This window comes from Bacteroidota bacterium, from assembly GCA_018692315.1.
GTDB lineage: Bacteria > Bacteroidota > Bacteroidia > Bacteroidales > JABHKC01 > JABHKC01.
In genome coordinates, this window is sequence record JABHKC010000186.1 from 14,942 (window position 1) to 35,867 (window position 20,926).

10 protein-coding genes are annotated in these 20,926 nt (G+C 33.5%); 1 reads left to right on the plus strand and 9 read right to left on the minus strand.

Translation table 11 applies throughout. The features are described 5' to 3' along the window. Nucleotides 1-7 precede the first annotated feature (7 nt). The 9 genes from HN894_13785 to HN894_13825 all read right to left on the minus strand — a co-directional run bounded on the left by HN894_13785 (nucleotide 8) and on the right by HN894_13825 (nucleotide 14,907). Nucleotides 8-1,654, minus strand: coding sequence for a hypothetical protein (locus tag HN894_13785; GenBank protein MBT7144395.1), 1,647 nt, complete (start codon nucleotides 1,652-1,654; stop codon nucleotides 8-10). A gap of 105 nt (nucleotides 1,655-1,759) precedes the next feature. After that, on the minus strand, nucleotides 1,760-2,347 hold the full coding sequence (locus HN894_13790; GenBank protein MBT7144396.1) for a hypothetical protein: 588 nt from the start codon (nucleotides 2,345-2,347) through the stop codon (nucleotides 1,760-1,762). A gap of 182 nt (nucleotides 2,348-2,529) precedes the next feature. Next, nucleotides 2,530-3,567, minus strand: a complete 1,038-nt coding sequence (locus HN894_13795) for a quinone-dependent dihydroorotate dehydrogenase (protein ID MBT7144397.1) — start codon at nucleotides 3,565-3,567, stop codon at nucleotides 2,530-2,532. A gap of 261 nt (nucleotides 3,568-3,828) precedes the next feature. Beyond that, on the minus strand, nucleotides 3,829-5,745 hold the full coding sequence (locus HN894_13800) for a S9 family peptidase (protein ID MBT7144398.1): 1,917 nt from the start codon (nucleotides 5,743-5,745) through the stop codon (nucleotides 3,829-3,831). A gap of 412 nt (nucleotides 5,746-6,157) precedes the next feature. Then, nucleotides 6,158-6,655 (minus strand): hypothetical protein, encoded by a 498-nt coding sequence (locus tag HN894_13805; protein MBT7144399.1) that lies wholly within the window; start codon nucleotides 6,653-6,655, stop codon nucleotides 6,158-6,160. Nucleotides 6,656-6,689: 34 nt separating this feature from the next. Then, nucleotides 6,690-6,914, minus strand: a complete 225-nt coding sequence (locus tag HN894_13810) for a hypothetical protein (GenBank protein ID MBT7144400.1) — start codon at nucleotides 6,912-6,914, stop codon at nucleotides 6,690-6,692. Between the two features lie 148 nt (nucleotides 6,915-7,062). After that, nucleotides 7,063-8,616 (minus strand): citrate lyase subunit alpha, encoded by a 1,554-nt coding sequence (gene citF, locus HN894_13815; GenBank protein MBT7144401.1) that lies wholly within the window; start codon nucleotides 8,614-8,616, stop codon nucleotides 7,063-7,065. Between the two features lie 38 nt (nucleotides 8,617-8,654). Next, complete coding sequence (locus HN894_13820) at nucleotides 8,655-9,839, minus strand: citrate lyase ACP (protein ID MBT7144402.1); 1,185 nt, start codon at nucleotides 9,837-9,839, stop codon at nucleotides 8,655-8,657. 226 nt (nucleotides 9,840-10,065) lie between these two features. Then, nucleotides 10,066-14,907 carry a PKD domain-containing protein gene (locus HN894_13825; protein ID MBT7144403.1) on the minus strand — a complete coding sequence of 1,614 codons (4,842 nt, stop codon included), beginning with the start codon at nucleotides 14,905-14,907 and terminating at the stop codon, nucleotides 10,066-10,068. A gap of 445 nt (nucleotides 14,908-15,352) precedes the next feature. Here HN894_13825 and HN894_13830 point away from each other — a divergent pair, with 445 nt between their 5' ends. Further along, a complete protein-coding gene (locus HN894_13830; protein ID MBT7144404.1) occupies nucleotides 15,353-20,797 on the plus strand; it encodes a PKD domain-containing protein in 5,445 nt (1,814 codons plus the stop codon). Nucleotides 20,798-20,926: the final 129 nt, after the last annotated feature.

A 20,926-nucleotide genomic window follows, 5' to 3' on the forward strand; every position in this document is an offset into this window, starting at 1 on the left:
TTTCCTCCTAATTAAATGTGTAAATGAAAGATAGAAATAGATTGCTAATATCAGTAAGATTTGTAATTCCGGTAATGTCAATATTTATATTATCTGTCATTTTGTATCCAATACCATATGAATAATGTGTTGTATTGTAAATACCGAAAGTAGTTGAACTAACATCCGAATCCTGTGAATACGAATTAGACTCTTCATAACCTAAATATGATTTTGTTTTTTTTATGGATGAAAAATTTGTATTCACACCTAATCTAAAAGCATATTTTTCTTTTAATAAATATTCAAAACCTATTGGTAGAGCAATTCTGTTGTAATAAACAAAATCTTCATCATTTTGAGATATTCCACTATAATAGTCTGTTAAATCATAAATTGTTTCACTAAAATTATAATACCATTTTAGTCCAAAACCTATTAATAAATTCGATTGAGGATTAACAACCCCTCCGATACCTAAAAGACTACTAAAAGAATTTCTTTTTTGTGATCCTGATATTTTTATGTCTGAGCTATTACTAAATGAACTACTATATACAAAAGCAGTCATAGTTTCATTTGTTTTTGTTTGACTTCGATAATCGTCCTTTACTAATAACTGATAATGTAGTTTCCCAATAACTTTAATCTGAACCTTTTCATTTATTTGTTTCGAATATTTTCCATCAAATCTGAAACCCATTCCTAAATTGTCTCCCAGAAAAGTTTCCAAACTTTGATAGTTATACAGATTGTAGTTCTCAATATTCCAGCCTGTTTCAAAACTTTGATAATCATTATCAGGATCAAAATCTATTTGTTTTTCTTTTCGTGATTCCGAATTATCATCAGTTATTGAAAAAGATAAACTTCCAACAATATCAAGATTTGACTTTTCATTTATTTTTTTCGATATTCCATATGTTATAAAATGCTGTGTAATTTGATTATTATATTCACAAATTTCTTGTTGAGTAGCAAATACAGACTCCATTGGCGAATTTAAACCAACTTCCATAAGATTATATGAATGATATGCGTTCTGTAGGTTATCTATTGGACTATTGGAAGTAGAACGAACAAGACGGTAGCTAAAACCAAAATTCTGTTTTCCGAATATCAGCAATAGATCAATACCGAAATCATCAGATAAATAATTTGTTCCATGCTTTTCTTCTGATACTCTCCAATCGTCATATAATGTTTCGCTATTGTTGTTATAATCAGTTATCCATGTACCTTCGTCATTGTTAACAGTATTTTGCCACGAAAAACTATAATTATCTGAAAAATCTGTACTCATTTGATAACCTTTGGAATACCAGCTTTTGTTTTTCCAATAATCACCAATAATTCCAATATTCCAATTCGAAAGCTGATAAAAACCACCAAAAAGATATGAACCACTGTAATTTTGATACAAATTTTCTCCATAATTCAAAAATTGATGAGAATTTCCGGATTGATTACTCAAATTTGTTAATAACCAATTTGAACCTAAAGTTGTAATTGATGCAGGATTATGAAGAATATCTGTGTATTCATCATCTACAATCCATTTTAGTTCTATACCAATACTTTTCATTCTAAATGAAGTACTATCGAAAGCATTAACGGTTATTGAAAAAATTAATGCCAATAAAATAAGAATAAATAATACTATTTGTTTTTTCATCTTTCAGTTCTCCTATTTATTTTTACAATCCTTTTAACTTTATAAATATTCTTTTACAAACATAAATCTGTTCATTTAGTCGCAATTTTTCATTTTTAAATGATTCTAAAAAATTATAAATTTAATACCTATTTCAGATTCAACTCCCTTAGTAATATAATTTGCACCGCTATAATTTGGTCTATATGCAGAAAATATGTAGTTTATACTATACTCAGCAATAAATCTTTCATTAAGAATAAATGCTAATCCCCCACCAGCTTCATAATACAGTATTGTAAATTTATATTCTTCATCCGAATTAATTTTGTCAATCATTCCGCCCGGACCTACAGAAATATTCAAAAAGGGGCGAAAATAATTTTCAGTAAAATACAAACGAAAAACAGGACAAATCTTATATGCAAATTCACTAAATTTATCTCCATTTTCAACACGGTCGGAATAGTAAGAAAATGGGGCTTTTAGTCCGACATAAATATATTTTCTGGCAAAAATACCCCCTTCGAATGTAAAATTTAACTGCGTATTCTCAATATTGTCATCAACAAATTCTCTCCATTCAGAATTTGTTAAACTAAATGACAAATTAGTGCTAGTCCCAAGAATGAATTTATCTGTGAAGTCTTGCCCTGAAGCTTTTAATGCTAAAATAGAAATAGTAATTATTAAAAATAGACCTCCATTTTTCATGTCAATAGATTTCAAATATCAATAAATAAATGGCAAATTAACTATAAATGATTCTTTGTGCAAATTTATCATCATTAAGTTTTCACCATGTTCCGTACCTTTTAAATCAATGGCACAAATATAGAAATTATCTCATAGAACTTTACAGAATAAATGAAGTACAAAGCGAAAAATAAGACAAATCACAAATTCTCCCTTAGGATCGCTTTATTAATATCTTTAATCAGCCTCGGTCCTTCATAAATGAAACCTGTATAAATTTGTACTAATGAGGCTCCTGCCTGCAACTTTTCAATTGCATCAGCTGCACTCATAATTCCACCGACGCCAATAATCGGGATAGTTTTATTCGATTTTTTGTGAATATATTTTATCACTTCAGTTGCCCGATTTTTCAAAACCTTACCACTTATTCCTCCATTTCCAAAACTTTCTACATAAGCTGTATCGTATGATAATCCTTCGCGAGAAATTGTTGTATTTGTAGCCACAAGCCCATGAATTTTGGTTTCTGCAACTATTTCAATAATATCATCGAGCTGAGAATTTGATAAATCCGGAGCAATTTTTAGCAAAACTGGTTTTGGCTTTTTATGCTCATTGTTCAATTCTACCAGTCTGTTCAGAATCTTTTTTAGAGGTTCCTTTTCCTGAAGTTCGCGCAAACCCGGCGTGTTTGGAGAACTAACATTTATTACAAAATAATCGACGTATGGAAACAATTCACTGAAACATATTTCATAATCATGTATTGCTTTTTCGTTGGGTGTTATTTTATTTTTCCCAATGTTTCCTCCGATAATGATTTTCCCTTTGGTTTTTTTTAGATTTTTTATTGCATTTTCTACACCTTTATTATTAAAACCCATCCTGTTTAGCAAGGCATTATCGGTTTTTAGTCTGAATAGTCGGGGTTTTGGATTTCCCGGTTGAGCTTTTGGCGTTAGTGTCCCAATTTCTACAAAACCAAAACCAAGCTTAGCAAACATTTCGAAAGCTTCTGCTTCCTTATCAAGTCCTGCTGCCAATCCAACGGGATTTGGAAAATCTATCCCGAAAATATTTCTCTGTAGTTTTGAATTTTTCTCTACAAAAATTGATTTTGTAAGAAAAGGAAGGCAAGGAATCTTAGCTCCAATTTTCAAAATAAGGAAAACGAAATGATGTATTGTTTCGGGCTGAAAAAGAAACAATATTGGTCGGATTATACTTTTATACATTTTTTATTATTAGAGGGAACTTCTAAAAATGCAAATTTCTTCGTTGTTTCAAAATGTTAAAATCCTCATTTACAATGGTAAACTGCGGTATTAAAATTTCTTACGCCTTGAAATTTGCTATTTTTAGAAGTCCCCTAGAGTTATTCTTATCTAATTTCCAATTTTAATTTAACTACAAAAGAATCCCCGAACAATGCCGGGGATTTTTATATAATAAATAATTTTTCAATTCTCAATTTTTAATCCCGATAGTTATCTGGATCAATTATCAAGGTGTTTTGCCAAAAATTTCTCCATTGCTTCGTAAAATTCGAACTTATTTTCTTCATTTCTAAAACCATGGCCTTCGTTATCTTTAACTAAATATTCTACTTCTACACCTCGTTTTTGCATAGCTTCAACAATTTGGTCAGACTCGTTAATATTTACACGCGGATCGTTTGCACCTTGAGCAATGAACAAAGGAGCAACAATCTTATCGACATGAAAAACAGGCGATGTAGCTCTAAGTGCAATACTGTCTTCTTCAAGATCGCCAACCATTTCGTACATCATTTCAAGGTACGGTTTCCAATATGGCGGAATGCTTTTCATGAAGGTAAATAAGTTTGAAACTCCAACATAATCAACTCCTGCTGCATAAAGTTCAGGTGTGAATGCCAAACCTGCAAGTGTGGCATAGCCTCCGTAGCTTCCTCCGTAAATTGCAACTTTTTCTTTGTCGGCATATCCTTTTTCTATTAACCAATGAACGCCATCAGTTATATCGTCTTGCATGGTTTTTCCCCACTGCTTAAATGAGCATGTCCAAAATTCTTTACCATAACCGGTTGAACCTCTAAAGTTCATCTGTAACACTGCATATCCCCTATTTGCAAGAAACTGAGTTTCAGGATTAAAACCCCAACCATCTCTTGCCCAAGGTCCTCCATGAGGATTAATTACTACCGGCAAATTTTTGTGTTCTACACCTTTTGGGAGTGTTAAATATCCATGAATTGTAAGACCGTCTCTCGATTTATATTTAATTGGCTTGACTGTAGCCATTTCGCTTTCGTCTATCCACGGACTCACGTCTGCAATTTTGTTTAATTTATCAGTCTCTTTATCATAAATATAATATGCACCCAAAGAACGATCGCTATAGGTTCTAACTATAAGTTTATTTTCATCTTTGGTTATTCCTGTAATTCCGATTTCGTAGTCGCCCAAATCTCTATTTAACCTATCAGTAATATTTTTTGTTTCCTTATCGAAAAAATGGCGTTCTCTTTTCCAGGACGTGAATGAGGCTGAAGTCAGAACTTTTCTTTTCTTAGAATAATATACCGAACTTACATCAAAATCTTTGTTTTCGTATAATACTTCAATTTCTTTCCCATTCTCGATATCGAATTTTACAACAGCCAGTTTATCTCTTCCAAGATTCGAAATTGCATAAACATCTTTATTGTCGAAAGTAAAAAATGCTACACTTACAGACTCTTTAAAATCAGTTGTTAGTACAGTTTTAAATTCATCTTTTTCTGTTATTCTATACAAAAGGCTTGTCTGTATTCCATCGGTTACAGTTGCTATTCTCAATCTGCCTTCGTGGTCGGTTTGCCATCCTGTAATATTTCCCGGATTCTCGTACAACATTGTTAATTCTCCGGTTTCAATATTCAAGCGATATGGGTCAAATATTTGCTTGTCTCTTTTGTTAAGCCCTACAATTACTTCGTTTGGAATATCTTCCAAATCGTCAATTATTTGTGTATTTACTTTTTCAAAATCTGTAAGTGCTTTTGGATTGGTTCCATCAATATTCACACCAAGTAATTTGTAATTTTCATCACCGCCTATATCTTTTAGATACAAAATTCGGTTGTTGTTCGCCCAGAAATATCCTGCAATATCTCTTTCTGTGTCTTTCGTAAGTTGAATTACTTCTTCTTTTCCAATTTCCTGAATAAAAATATTCATTCGCTGCTCATAAGGAGCCATATATGAATAATATAATCCATTCGGCGAAATTTGATAAGAAGTTTTGTCGGGATTCTTAAAAAAATCCTTCAGAGGGATTGTTTGTGCCTTCATACTTTTTTCTTTGTTTTTTTTAGGCTGTTCACCGCAGCCAGTCAGCATCAGGGAAGCCCCGAGAATGCTAAACATCAATAAATAAACTCTAATTTTCATGATTAAATAATTAATGGTTAATAAATGCAAAAATATATAAAAATACATATTGTATGCAAATTATTTTTATTAAAATATTTTGGTCTATTTTTTTCAATTCCAAAATAGTTATTAATCATATTAGAAAGATAATTTTAGTTTTATTAAAAAAGTAAATATCTCTGTAAATTTTTTGATTTGTTTATTTAGAATTTCGTATTTGATACCATTTTTGGGAACTAATTAGTGTCAAAAACATGCAACTAACAATAACCTTTCTCCATGAAACCCAATAGCTATCGGCAAGCTAATACTCAATAGGGATTATGTAACGCAAAGATTAAACAAGAATTTTAGGAAACCAATTAAGTTCAGTTTCATCATTCATATTAGTTGTCATATTTCAAATGACAATTCCTAATTGACTTTCATTTCAGATTGCTTCTTCAAGCCACTCCAATTGTTGCTTTATATAGTAATCTCTTCCTCTAAAAAACAAAAAACTTCTTAAAATTACTTCGTCTATTTCAATTTGTTCCTGAATTACGAGTTTGCAACCGGTATATATAGGTACGAGAATATAGGTTCTATAACCACTAATTCCATAAATTTTGCTTTTTATTCTTATTGTAATTCTCTCTTTTGGAATAAGTTCGATAATTTCGTTTGCATAAACTCCACCGTCAGTTGTATATTCTAACCAAAATCTGATTTTGTCTCTATCACTTTCAAGTATTTCAATCCCATTTAAATCTTGTCTCCAACTGCTGGAATTATCAATATCATAGATAATATCCCACATACTTTCGACAGAGATGCTGAACTCCTTTTGCACTTCACCTTCATAGCTGGGTGATGCAATAAATCCTATGGAAATGAAAATCAAATAAAAAAAAGCGAGAATGCTGATTGCTCCAATAATAAATTTCATAATTCGCATTCAAAATATGGAAAACAATGTACCATTAGGTAGCTCTTCTAAGGCGTACACGACCTTTGTGTCTTGTACTGGAACCTGCTGATTTTGTTAAAAATCCATCAATCCATTGCTGAGTATCATCATCATATATCTCTACCTTACAACAATCAGTATGCCATTCTATTTCCATACATTCTGTAAGGTTTGATCTTGAGTTAGGAAGTGGTTGAGATACATCTTTGTGTTTGTTTTCTCCTGATTTTCCGCACATAATTTTTAATTTTAATTATTACTAATTTTTCTAAAAACTTTTATCCTAATTAAGGATAGGAATAAAACTTCCCAAATATACAGATAAAATCTAAAAAAAAACAAATTTTATCGTCCATTAAAGATTTGTTTGTAACAAGAAATAACAATTAGTCCTCATTTACCTGATGAACAACATCAATTACAGTCCCATCAACCCATTTTATTGCAGCAATAATTTTATCGTTTAATACTGGTTTGGCAGCTTTTCCACAAATTCGTTCTGCTTCTTCTTTCAATTCCTGAATGGTTTTTATTGGCAAATTGGAATTTTTCGATTTTTCAATCAAATCTTTTCTAAGCGGATTTATTGCAATTCCTCGTTCTGTTACAATAACATCAATTAATTCACCTGGCCCACATATGGTAGTTACTTCGTCCATAATAACAGGAATTCTATCTCTGAAAAGAGGAATTGGCAGAATTACTGTTTTTGAGAATAGGCAATTTTGCCATCCACCAATTCCGTGTAACATATAACCATCGGAATGAGTTACAACATTTGCATTGAAATTTACATCCACTTCTGTTGCACCGAGAACCACAACATCAACTTTCCCTGCAAAGTTTCCTTTTCCATGATAATTGTAACTGGTAAAAGGGCTTGTCCAGACATGGTTCGAGTTTTCCGCCATTGAGCGAACACCTTCTAAATCAAATGTTTGACCATCTAAAATATAATCAAGCAGTCCTTCTTCAAGCATTTTTACAAGGTATTTATTGCTACCTCCTCTGGCAAATCGCGCTTTGATATTTTTGGCAATCATAATTTCACGGAAATATTCACCCACAGCAAGAGAAGTCCCTCCTGCCCCACTCTGAAATGAGAAACCATTTTTGATTATTCCTAGCTCGTCGCAAAATTTTGCAGTCATTTCGGCAAGTAGCAATCTGTCAGGACTTTTTGTAATAACTGTTGTTCCTGAAACTATTTTTTCCGGTATTCCAACTTTATCAACTTTTACAGTATAGTCAACATAATTTCCCTGTATTTGCCATGGAATGCACGGAAATTCAACAAGATTGTCGGTAACCACAACAACTTTGTCGGCATATTGCGAATCGGCCAGAGCAAATCCAAGTAGTCCGCTTGTACTTTTTCCGTAAAGCCCATTTGCATTACCAAAATTATCGGCACTACCTGCAACAAGTACTGCAATATCAATTTTTACATCGCCGTCCTGCACAGCCTGATATCTTCCGCCATGCGAACGCAAAACTGCTGTCCCTTTCATTTTTCCCTGCGAGGCAAAACGCCCGAGAGCACCGTTCATACTGCCTTCAATTCTGTTTATTGTTCCATCTTTGAGATATTTTATTAGATCCGAATGACAAGGAAAACTTGCAGACGGAAACCATCTCAAATTTTTAATACCTAATTCGTGGGCTATATCAAATACCTGATTTGCAATAAGGTCGCCATTTCTAAAATGATGATGTGTAGAAATTGTCATTCCATCGCACAAACCAGATTTAATGAGAGCCTCTTTTAGTGTATCAACCAGTTTATTTCCATCGTTTGGGAAATTGGCGCAGGTCGAAATTTTTGGTGCATGTATTTTTGCTTCAGGAATATATTTTCCAACTCCCTGAAAAGGTACAACTTTTTCGCCATTAACTTCAGTAGGAACTAATCTGCCTACACTATTTTTAACTAAGTTCATTTTATTTAAATTTGTAAACTGTAATTTGTAAACTGTAATTATTCCTGATTCCAATTTTTAGCTATTAAACCAAGATTTATAGCAAGATTTATAGTTTTTTCGGCTCTCTTAACTACCGGTGGATCAATCATTTTTGTTCCGAGCGATACAACACCAAGTCCTTTTTTTTCGGCATCAATAAATGCAGCAACAATCCTTTTTGCTTTTACAATTTCATCGGCTTCAGGTGCAAAACTTTCGTGAATGATGGAAATCTGACGAGGGTGAATACAACCCATACCTTCGAATCCTAAAGATTTTGAAACTCTTACGTTTTCTCGAAGACCTTCCATATCGCCCACATCCGAGTAAACAGAATCAATTGCTTGAATTCCTGCAGCCTTACTCGCATTTACAATTCGGGTTCTTGCATATAAAGATTCGTCTCCTGCTTTTGTGCGTTTGGTGCCAAGGTCTGCGGTCAGGTCTTCTAAACCTATGGCTAATGCTACAATATTTTTTGAAGCAGTGGCAATTTCGAAGGCTTTTTCTACACCGAGAGCACTTTCAATAATTGGCATAAAATACACTTCTTTGTTCAGCAACTTTTCTTCGCATTTGCGCATATAGTCGGCACTTTCGCATTTTGGCACTAGAATGCAATTTACATTGTTTTTTACAATTGTATCAATTTCTGATAAACCGGCCTCACCCTGATTGATGCGTACCATACGTTCGGCACCATAGAAATTAACTTGGCGTAAAGCATTTCGTACTAAAAATCGTGCTTCGGCTTTTTTCAATGGAGCAACAGAATCTTCAAGATCAAGGATAATTCCATTTGGATTGTGAATTCCGGCATTTATCATCATGCTTGGCGAATTTCCGGGCAGATACAATCTCGAAAATCTGAATTGGTCTTTTTTCGATTTTGCTTCATTCTCAGGAATCATTTCCAAAAGGTACTCTTTCTCCGTTTCAATCAATTGTTTTACAGCCGCTTCTACTCGGGCAGCAATTACAAATGGTAAGGCACCTGTATCTTCAACAGTAAGCAAAGCATTTTCTATTTCAAAGTACTTTAGAATATCTTTACACAATTGAATTATCGAATCTCCAAAAAGAACCTTTACTTTACTTTTTAGATCGATTTTTATGCCTCCCGAATTTTTCAATTCCAGACTAACAAAACAATCCGAACGAACCTTTTCGCCTTTGTTTCCTGCACTTGCAATTCTATTCATTATATCAATATTTTCAAATAATTTAACATTTTTTCAAGCCGCAAATATAGAAATATTAAATTGAGATATTCAAGAGTATTCCTTTCAGAAATAAAAAAAACCTGACAGTTTCAATAACTATTGAACCAAAACTGTCAGGTCTGATATTCAGATGTTTAACTTTGGTAAATTTTGTGCGAAATAATTGATTATTATATTAACAAAATCTCACAATTGAAACTTGATTCTATTCTAAAATCATAATTTTAGTATCAGAAAAGTTCTCAGATTTTAATCTGTAAAAATATACTCCTGATGACAAATTTTTCTTATCAAAAACAATCGACTGATTACCGGCAGCATAGCTGTTTGCATCTACAGTTAGAATTTTTTCACCAAGGAGGTTGAATAATTCTATTTCTATAAAAGCCTCTTCGGGAATATAAAAACTTATTTCGGTAGTTTCTGAAAATGGATTAGGAGTATTCTGAAATAGTTCAAAGGTTGGAAGTTGTATAGTTGAAAGTTTTTTCACAATCGAAATTTTATTGGTTTTATAAAATTCATCACCTTCAAGCCAAGTTTCAATTTCGAGAATATCTTCTTCCATCGAATTTTGGGATTCGTTATTCCATATTCTTATGATGAATTTTTCATTTTGAATCAATCCATCAATTTCATCAGAAAGTTCATCATTTCCCCAAATAGAAATTGCAAGGTTTTCGCCGATGTAAACTCCTGCACCAACAAGTTTTCCATTTTGGCTGAAAATACCAATTTCGGAGCCTATTTCAGGCTCCTTGTCCCAAACCTGATTTGGAATCATCAAACTCATATTTGAGCCAGTGTTTTGTATGTTTTTGAAATGGTATAGTAAAGGAATTTGGATATTCGATTTAGAAAAACTTGTAGTATTTGCCGGATACGTCAAAATATTTGCATTAAACATTCTCATTTGATATCCTTGTCCGGGAAGCATATCGCCAATTTGATTTACATACCAGATAGGCCAATAAATTTGTCCGAAATTATCTTTTACCAGATCAATATCTGAAACTATCGGTTGTATCATAATTTCAATAGGTGCCGGCAATTGTCGCAAATAGGCAATCATATTCCAGCCTGCAGCAAGACTTATTGGTGTAAGCTCAGGAATAATGATTAATCCTGTAACAACCAAAGTGTCTGTATTGTTCATTTTAACCTGATAGCCTTGGCCCACAATATTGCTTCCTATTTGATTGACATTCCATGCAGGCCAGAAAATCTGACCAATATTATTTTTTACAAGTTCAACATTTACAGAAATATCAGCAAATAAACTGTCCATAGTTGCTTCAAATGGGACAATATTAGTTGAGAAAATATTCCATCCTATCGGAAGCGGAATTTCCTGACTATAACTTGCTGTAAGGCTTTCTATACCTGAAATTCCATTTGCAACAAATTCTCCCTGATTCATAAAACCTGTCATATAAGTTGCTATGGCCGGATATTCAATATTATCGGTAGCACTCCAAACTTTCCATTTAAAGGTTTCTCCAATAGTAAAACCATCTTTTATAGCTGTTTGAGTGTCATTACCCCAAGCTGTGATAGCATTATTTATTCCTTCGTAAATCTGATAACCACCACAAGCCAATTCTCCATTGTCATCGGTGTAGAAAACTCCTAGATAATCTCCCACTTGAACAGGATTTCCATTTAATGTAATATTAGCTGATGCCGGAACTAAAATTGAATGGTTGATGCCTGTGAGTATAAAATTCCAACCAGGTTCAGGAGTTGCTAATGTGTCAAAAACCTCAATAAAATTTGATTTCAGAATTGTATCAGAGTTAAAAAAGCTTGAGGCAATTAAAGTAACATCATAAATCCCAGGAGTTTGATATACATGAACCGGATTTTGATTGCTTGAAGTATTACCATCGCCAAAATCCCAAAGCCAATTAGTTGGATTGCCTGTGGACAAATCGGTAAAACTTACAAGTAATGGTACATCTCCTAAAGTTATACTTGCATCAAAATCGGACAATAATGTTGATGTCGAATATGGAATTGCAAAAGCTGTATGGCTACTACTGTTTTGAAAATTGCCTACTAAAGTTGTGTTTCCTGTCGTTTTATCGACTAATCTTAACTGTGCACCTAAATTACTATTGTTATATGCTGCCATATACAATTCGCCGGAATTATGGTCAAACTCCATATCCTGTGCATAATTGGCATCAAAACCAACATGTCCAATTGTTGTTGAAATTCCTGTCTGTGGATCAATGTTGTATAAAGTATCATTTAAATCAAGACTGTATAAATCCCCGTTTAAATCACAGGCAAGGTTGATAAAACCACCAGCATTTCCAGTTCCAATAAAGCTCGATTGTGCGGTTTGAATATCAATGCTATATAACAAGCCATCAAATGATAAAGCAAAAAGTGTATTTGTAGAATAATCATAAGAAATACCAGATATATTTGCCACTGTATAACCAATTGTATCAACAATTTCAGTGAATGGTTCAACTCTGATAAGCTCAGCAGAATTATATGTTATACCGTACCATGAGTTATTTATCCAGGTACCGGAAGCAATAAAGTCATTTCCACTATAAGTGCCAAAAAAGTACTCAATTTCCGGGTTGTCCAAGTCGAATAATGAATATTTGAGATTACTATAAACCTGTGCAAATGCAGGCCGTCCTATATGATTTACCTGAACAACTTTATCCAGAACATTATTCGACTGGCTATTATCATTAGTCAAATCAATTTCAACAGAAAGATTATAAGTATTGGCACTTGATATATCAATTAATTGAGAAAATGTAAAGTTTTGAGTATTAAAAGGCAATAGATTAATATACACATTTTCTGTAATTTGTACCCCACCTACTTGATATTTCAAATCTACATACTCTTGAATTGCATTAGTACCAAAATTTTTAATTGTGATTTCAACTTCTTGGGAAGCACTAAGTAAAACATCTGCATAGATTGAGGCAGGGCTTATGATATCGGCTACTCCGAGGTCCCTCTGAAGAGGGTCTATTACCGAGAAATTATCTATTGCAAAATCATTTTGCCAAAAATCAATAGCAGAACTAACAATTCCTGAAATTTTGAAATTGATAATACCTGTAAATGAAGAGAGATTAATAACTGCATTATACCAGGTGTTACCCTGATTCCCAATTTGCGTCCATAGGGGAGTGTATGTTGATCCACCATTTGTCGAAATCTCTAATATAATTCTTCCGTCAGGATCTATTCCTGCACCGTACATATGATACCAAAAATCTAAATGAGGATTTTGTGCACCCGCCAAATTGATATTTGGAGAATAAATTATTGCTGTATCTCCATTTGTAACCGGCGATGAGCTTTCGGTATAAATATAATACAAGCCTTCAATTGCTCCCGTTGGGCCTGTTTGAGATGAATATGTTGAGCCGCTGTTAGCGTTCCAGTCGAAATTATCATTTGTTTCCTGCAACCAACATGCATCAATCATACCTCCATCTTCAAAGCCTTCATAGTATGGAACAGAATAGGCTTGCGGACAAACTGTTATAAAATTTGTTTTTATTATGGTATCAGAAATCAGCTGATTTGATACAATTAAAGTTACATCATAAGTTCCGTTCAATATATAAATATGTGATGGATTCTGGTCTGTTGATATGGATCCATCGCCAAAATCCCAATACCAACTATCCGGCGACCCTATTGATAAATCAGTAAAATTTGCAACTAAAGGAACAATCCCGGATGTGTTATTTGCTTCAAAATCAGCAATTAAGTCATATACGCCAAAGTTATCGTTCAAGGTGGTATCTCCATTGATAAATACTTCTCTATTTGGATTGCCTGCCCATTCGCCACTGTTCCAACCGGAGTTGATAAAATATTTATACGAAATAGTCTGGGCAGAATCAAGATTTAAAGTTAATGAATAAATACCACTTCCAACATGCGATAAAATTAGAGAAGGATCATTGCCTGGTTCTGCCCAATTTGAAATCGGAGAAAGATCACCAGCAATGTATAATGTATCATAGTATGGGTTGAAAACTAACTGATTATTCATATCAACATTAAAACTAACTGAAACTACATTTGGAGCCTGGCCAGTTGAATTTTCCGATTGCAGAACTTCCATTGTAACAATATCCTGAACAAAAACAATAACTGATAAATCTGTCATATCTTCGATGTTGGTATTGCTCATATCAAAAACATGAGAATAGGTATAAGGTACTCCAGCATATAAATTGACACCAAGTCCATTTCCAGTATTTAACATTGCATGACAAACATTATAAAATTCAGTTTCCCCATTTGAACCAACATTTCCTGTTGTTGTGTTTTCAACTACTGCTATATGAAGTTTACTGGTTCCGATAACATCAGCCATTGAATTTATATCAATGCCCACTGAAACCAGATTCCCTGAAATTGAATAATTTGATGCAATCTGCATTACTGATAGCTGACTGGAAAAATAATTAAATAATAAATCTGTAAAAGTAGCTGTGTGCATACTTGTGTCTCCATTTGCATGCATATGAGGGATTCCGTTTACGCCATAAAAAATCCTTCTATTATCCCCAGCCAAAATATAGTATGGATCTCCATATCCGGGCCAATTCATTTGATATTTAATCATAGTATATTGGTTTGGATAAGTACTTATAATATTATCTACTATATTATTCGCATCCAGACAAAAAACATTGGATGAGCTGGTAAATACTTCATAAAGTGGCTTTTTGGGGAAAAATTGAAGCCCACTTTTAATGTTGTTATTAGAATTAACATTTTCAAGATCCAATAATGCTGATACATTTCTTTCCTCTGAATAACCTCCATCAGAATGGAATATTTGGGCAGGATATTGACTATTTGATTTATTACAATCACTAAAATTTTCAAAATAAATTGAATTAGTGGCAGTATTTACTCCAAATAAATTATTTGTAATCGTTTTGTTTAAGTTTTTAGTTTCAATAGTATTGGAACATTCTTGGACTTGTGCAAATGTGAATACCGAAATGGTAATCATTGCTAATACAAAGGCAATTTTTCTCATAATAAAAATTAAAAGTTTAAAAATTCAATACTGTGGTAAAAATAATTAAAAATACCATTATTCAACAAATATTTACATTATATTTTTGTTGATTGAATTATGAGAATAAGCTTGCATTGGTACATATGCGACATGCATGAAATCACACTTAGTGGCTATAAGAAAACGACCATATCTGCGTTACTCTTGTGCATAATCAGTTATTTACAAAAGCAAACTCTTGATTATAAACACTTCAAAAGCCTTATTCTTGCCGCTCTCATAAAAGCCACTTCAAAAATAATGAGTTTTCTCAGGAACACTATTTATCAATAATCAAATAAACAATTATAGGTAATTTTACTTATATATTTTTTCTAAAAATTAGGGATTTTTACTTATTAACATAAACTCTGTAATAGCGTATCTTTAAACAGTGTTTTTTTGTTAATTAAAATTTTGTGTTATGAAAACGAATAGTTTATTTTTAGTATTAAGTTTTAGTTTGATTCTTCTGTTTACGGCAAACGAAATGTCTGCCCAGATTTATTCTACTTCTAATGGAGGAAACTGGCACAATCCTCAAACATGGATAGGTGGCACGATTCCGGACGGATCAAATAGTGTTGTAATTACAAGCGTTGTGTCGGTCGATAATACTGCCTTTTGCAATAATTTGACAGTTCAGCCCAATGGGACTTTACAAAATACCGGCGGAAGCCATACAATTAATGTATATGGCCATGCTTCAAATTCCGGTATTATTCAAAATTATGTTAATTCGCTAATAATGTATGTTCATGGAAATATTACAAACAGCGGAGTTTGGTCAATTCATAATACTTGCTTGTCCGGTAGTGCTGATCAAACTGTTGGAACCTATGGCGGACATATTTTTACAGGGGCAAATTTCACCGACAATGAGGTGTCGAGTCAGGTTATTGCTGACACTGATCTTGTTTTCGATGGAACTCATATTGACCTGAATTTTAGCAATTTAATTCTTCCTGCCGGTTACAGAATTTCTGTTTCGGGCAGTGGTGTAGCCTTTCGGGATGCCAATATCTATGGCGATAATAGTATTCTGGAAATGTCGGCAGGCACAAAAATCTATTTCATAAATGGCTATAATTTGATTATGCAGGGTACAATTTCGATTGATGATAATAATTCACATTTTCATAATTATTTAATCAATCAAGGGACAATACAGAATATTGGTGGAAGTCATTCATTATCAATAAATGGCGATTTCACAAATAATGGAATCGTACTTAATAATGTTTCGTTTCTGACATTATATATTAACGGAGATATAGTGAATAACGGTACTTGGTCAAATCATTCTACAATATTAAACGGAACAAGTGATCAGGAACTTAGCTGTCTTGGTACTAACTATTTCTCAGGATCGAATTTTTTAGATTATGAAATTTCAAGCCAAATTATAGGGCTTAGTGATTTAACTTTCGTTGGTACAAATATAGACCTTGATATTTCTACATTAGTTTTAAATTCAGGTTCAACACTATCGGTTACCGGAAGTGGCATTACTTTTCGCGATGCAATCGTTATTGGAAACAACAGTGTTCTGGAAATGTCTTCAGGTAGTCAAATTCAGAATATAGAAATTAGTGATATCACTCTTCAGGGTATATTATCAATTGGCGATAACGACAGTCATTTTTATGGCACAACAATTTCAAATGCCACTATCCAAAATACTGGTGGTAGTCATTCGTTGGCAATACATGGCGATTTTACTAATAATGGCACAATTTTGAATGCTGTGTCATTTCTTACAATTTACATTGCAGGCGATATTGTAAATAACGGTGGCTGGTCGAATCATTCTACTGTTTTGAACGGCACTTCAACTCAGAATCTAACATTTTCACAGGGTATAGTTTATACTGGCGCAAATGTTTCAGTAAATAATTTGCATACCATAAATGCACTTAGCGACATTAATTTTAGTGGTACAAATTTAGATTTCAACTATAATACTCTTAATCTGCCGGCAAATTCAAGATTTACTACAACAGGTGATAATTTGTTCATGAGAGACATAACTATAGAAGGTAATTACAGCGAATTATTGATGCGTGGAAATCACTTTCAGAATGCGACAATAAATAATATTGTTATGCGAGGCTTGGCCAGAGTAGGAGATAGTAATAGTTCCTTAAACGGGAAAACTGTTTTATTAGATACTCTCGACAATCATTCAAGCTCTCATACACTGTATATTAACGGTGATTTCGAAAATTATGGAACAATCAAAAACTCAGTAAATTATCTAACAATTCACCTCAATGGCGATATTGTGAATCATGGGTTTTGGGATAATTATGAAACCAGGCTCACCGGCCAATACTGGCAAGAAATAAATTTTGGACCGGGGATTGTTTTCACAGGGAATAATTTCATTAACAATAATTCTTCTAACGATATTAATGTAACAAGCGATATAGCTTTTAACAATACAAATATCGATTTCAATTATGCCAATGTTACTTTACCGCAAAATGCCAATATTTCCATTGAAGGAAATGTTTATTTCCGAGATGGTAATTTGTATGCAAACGGTGCAGAACTATATATGACAAATGGTGCCCAGCTTGCAAATTGGAATATATACAACATCATTATATCGGGGGTTATTCAAATCGGCGACAGTAATATAGATTTTTACACAAATGCTGTAAATAACGGTACAATTCAAAATGTTGGTTCATCGCATAGTGTAAATTTTCACGGAAGTTTTACCAATAACGGTAATATTTTGAACAGTGTTAATTTTCTTTCCTTATTTTTTCAAGACGATTTGATAAACGGAGGCTCCATTGAATGTCATGAAGTCAGAATTAGTGGGTACAATGACCAGCATATCAGGCTGATTGAAGATGCAACTATAAATTCGAATGTAAATATTTACAGCAACATTGCAGGATACAATTATCAATGGTATGTAAACGGGGGCGTAATTCCCGGGGCAAGCAGCGGAACTTTAAATATTAATCCTTTAAGTTCATACAATTACGGTACATTATTTTGCACTACATCTACTGAGGTTTCGCGTACCATAACCATACAAAAAGCTATGCAGGCAGATTTCATTGCCAATCCTGCTTCTGGCAGTGCTCCTCTCACAGTGAATTTTACCGATAATTCTATTTCAAATTTTCTAATCACGTCATGGTATTGGGAATTTGGAGATGGTAGTTTCTCTACATCACAAAATCCGACTCATATATACACTTCGCCAGGTTACTACACAGTTATTTTGACTATTAGCGATTCATATGTTCAGAATACTGAAATAAAAGACAAATTTATATATGTATGTACAACTCCAAATGTCGATTTCATCTTTTCAGATATATGTTTTCAAGACTCAACAATATTTACTGATTTATCAACTTCTGTAAACCATTTCGACTCAAATATTGTTCAATATGCAAGTTCTGTGATAGATTTTAGCACCGAATGGGATCCAATTATTTGTGGTTCTCAGCAAATTCTCGGACAAGCTGATGTATATCCGGTTTATGGCGATCATGAGGAAGCCTGGACTAATTCTACCCCAAACGGACAGCGAGAATTTATTGAACTTGGATTTGCTCAGGCAATGCCAATCAATGCAGTTTGGATATATGAAACTCTCTATCCCGGAACTGTTGATACTGTATATGTGAAAAATCCAAATTCCGGATTATGGGAGATTGTATGGTCAGGAACTGCAAGTATGCAGGCACAGGAAGCAAGAATTTTTGAAGTAGAATTTCCTGTTACAGCTTTTGATGTGTCTGAAATAAGAATTGCTACCAATCCGTTTGTAACTCCTTATTGGAGCGAAATTGATGCAGTTGCAATTGTAAGTCTTGTAGGGCAATTTCCTTACGAAACAGTTAGCTACGAGTGGGATATAGAAAACGACGGAATAGTTCATTATACCAATGCCGGTGATATTAAACATCTCTTTGCAACCGAAGGCTGGCATCAGGTAAGTTTAACTGTTACCAACGATGGGCTTTGCGAAGATGAAATTGTAAAAGATGTTTATATTTCCAATCCTGTTGTGGAGCTTGGCCCTGATACAACTGTTTGTGCCGGCGAAACTGTGATTTTAGATGCAGGCTCCGGTTTCGAATCATATTTTTGGAGCACAGGTGAAACAACTCAATCTATTTCTGTAACTCCCTTTATTTCAACAAATAAAATGGTAGAAGTAACTGATAGTTATGGCTGCATAGCTTTCGATTACAGGGTAATTTACGTAAATCAACTTCCTTCTGTTAGCTTTAGCGGACTCGCTGCAAATTATTGCGAAGACCATCAGGCAGTTACACTTATTGGAAATCCTGCCGGCGGAGTTTTCAGCGGAAGCGGAATTTTGGGGAACAATTTTAATCCAAGTCTTGCCAGTGTTGGAATTCACGATATTAGCTATAGCTACACAAATTTGAACGGCTGCAAAAATTCCGAAATTCAGACTACAGAAGTTTTTGCACTACCTATAATATTTATCGGGAACGATACGAATATTTCTACAATAGAAACCATGTTGTTTGATGCAGGTGCAAATTTTGATGAATATTTATGGAGCGATGGTTCTACTACTCAAACAATCATTATTGATGGTTCTATTCTTGGAGCTGGCATTTTCGATTATTCAGTTAGTGTTACAAATTTGAATAGTTGTGTAACTAATGATTCAATTTCTATAGAAGTAATAGGCGATTCTACATATTCACAAACCATAAATCTATCTACTGGTTGGAGTTTGTTTTCCACATATATATACCCCGATTACCCAAATATTAGTGATGTCCTTTCACTTATTGTAAACGACATTACTATTGTGAAAAACGAAAATGGTGGGGTTTACTGGCCTGTGTATGGAATAAATGTTATTGGTGATCTTACAATAGGAAAAGCCTATATTATTAAAATGCTTAACTCTAACACTTTGACAATTACAGGTACAGCCGCCATTCCTGAAGTTACACCTATTAATTTACAAGTAGGTTGGAGATATTTGGGATACTTGCGTCAAGCTCCTGCTTCAATTGTCATAATGCTTTCAAGCATAGACGGTACATTTGAAATTGTTAAAGATGATGTTGGAAATGTATATTGGCCTTTATATGGCATAAATGTAATTGGAAATCTTGAGCCCGGAAAAGGTTACCAAATCAAAATGAACACAACAACAAGCCTGACATATCCGGCAAATACAGCAAATTTCTCAAAATCAAGTATCCAAATTCTACAACCAAAACATTTCAAAGAAATCCAAAATACCGGCTCAAATATGACCCTTGGCATACCAAAAACAGCCTGGGAAACAGAACCTCTGATTGGCTCAGAAATAGGCATTTTCAGCGATTCCAAAAACTATCGGGAAGGAAAACTTGTAGGTTCATCAGTTTATACTGGAAAAAACCTCGCAATTTCAATTTGGGGCGATGATGGATATTCGCAGGAAATTGATGGCATGATAGGCAAGGAGAATTTTACTATTAAAATTTGGAATGGAAATTCAGTGGATGTGGTAGAAATTGAATCATGGCTTGAAGGCGATGAATTTTATAAAACCAATAAGATTTCAATTGTAGAGAAATTATCAATTGTCAATTATCAATTATCAATTATTAAGCTCTTTCAAAATGCCCCAAACCCATTTTATCAAACTACCAAAATTAGCTTTTATATACCTGAAAAGGCTTTTGTAGAAATTGAATTGTTTAACCTAATTGGTGAGAAAATTCAAACTGTAGATGCAAAAAATTATCCTGCTGGAAATCAATCGATTATTTTCGACAGGAAAAATCTTTCTTCTGGGGTATATTTTTATAAACTTACATCTAATGAATTTGCTGAAACAAAAATTATGAATATAGAATAATCAATAATTCACTTTCTAATCATGATCTTTGATCAGCTTCAAAACTTTGCTAAAGCTAATCCCTTGAATTTAAGACCTTACAGATTCGACAGCTATCGAATCTGTAAGGTCTTCTTTTATAATAATCTA

Coding starts and splice junctions, on each gene's coding strand:
- HN894_13785 (MBT7144395.1), bottom strand. CDS start 1,654: ATGAAAAAACAAATAGTATTATTTATTCTTATTTTATTGGCATTAATT.
- HN894_13790 (MBT7144396.1), bottom strand. CDS start 2,347: ATGAAAAATGGAGGTCTATTTTTAATAATTACTATTTCTATTTTAGCA.
- HN894_13795 (MBT7144397.1), bottom strand. CDS start 3,567: ATGTATAAAAGTATAATCCGACCAATATTGTTTCTTTTTCAGCCCGAA.
- HN894_13800 (MBT7144398.1), bottom strand. CDS start 5,745: ATGAAAATTAGAGTTTATTTATTGATGTTTAGCATTCTCGGGGCTTCC.
- HN894_13805 (MBT7144399.1), bottom strand. CDS start 6,655: ATGAAATTTATTATTGGAGCAATCAGCATTCTCGCTTTTTTTTATTTG.
- HN894_13810 (MBT7144400.1), bottom strand. CDS start 6,914: ATGTGCGGAAAATCAGGAGAAAACAAACACAAAGATGTATCTCAACCA.
- citF (MBT7144401.1), bottom strand. CDS start 8,616: ATGAACTTAGTTAAAAATAGTGTAGGCAGATTAGTTCCTACTGAAGTT.
- HN894_13820 (MBT7144402.1), bottom strand. CDS start 9,839: ATGAATAGAATTGCAAGTGCAGGAAACAAAGGCGAAAAGGTTCGTTCG.
- HN894_13825 (MBT7144403.1), bottom strand. CDS start 14,907: ATGAGAAAAATTGCCTTTGTATTAGCAATGATTACCATTTCGGTATTC.
- HN894_13830 (MBT7144404.1), top strand. CDS start 15,353: ATGAAAACGAATAGTTTATTTTTAGTATTAAGTTTTAGTTTGATTCTT.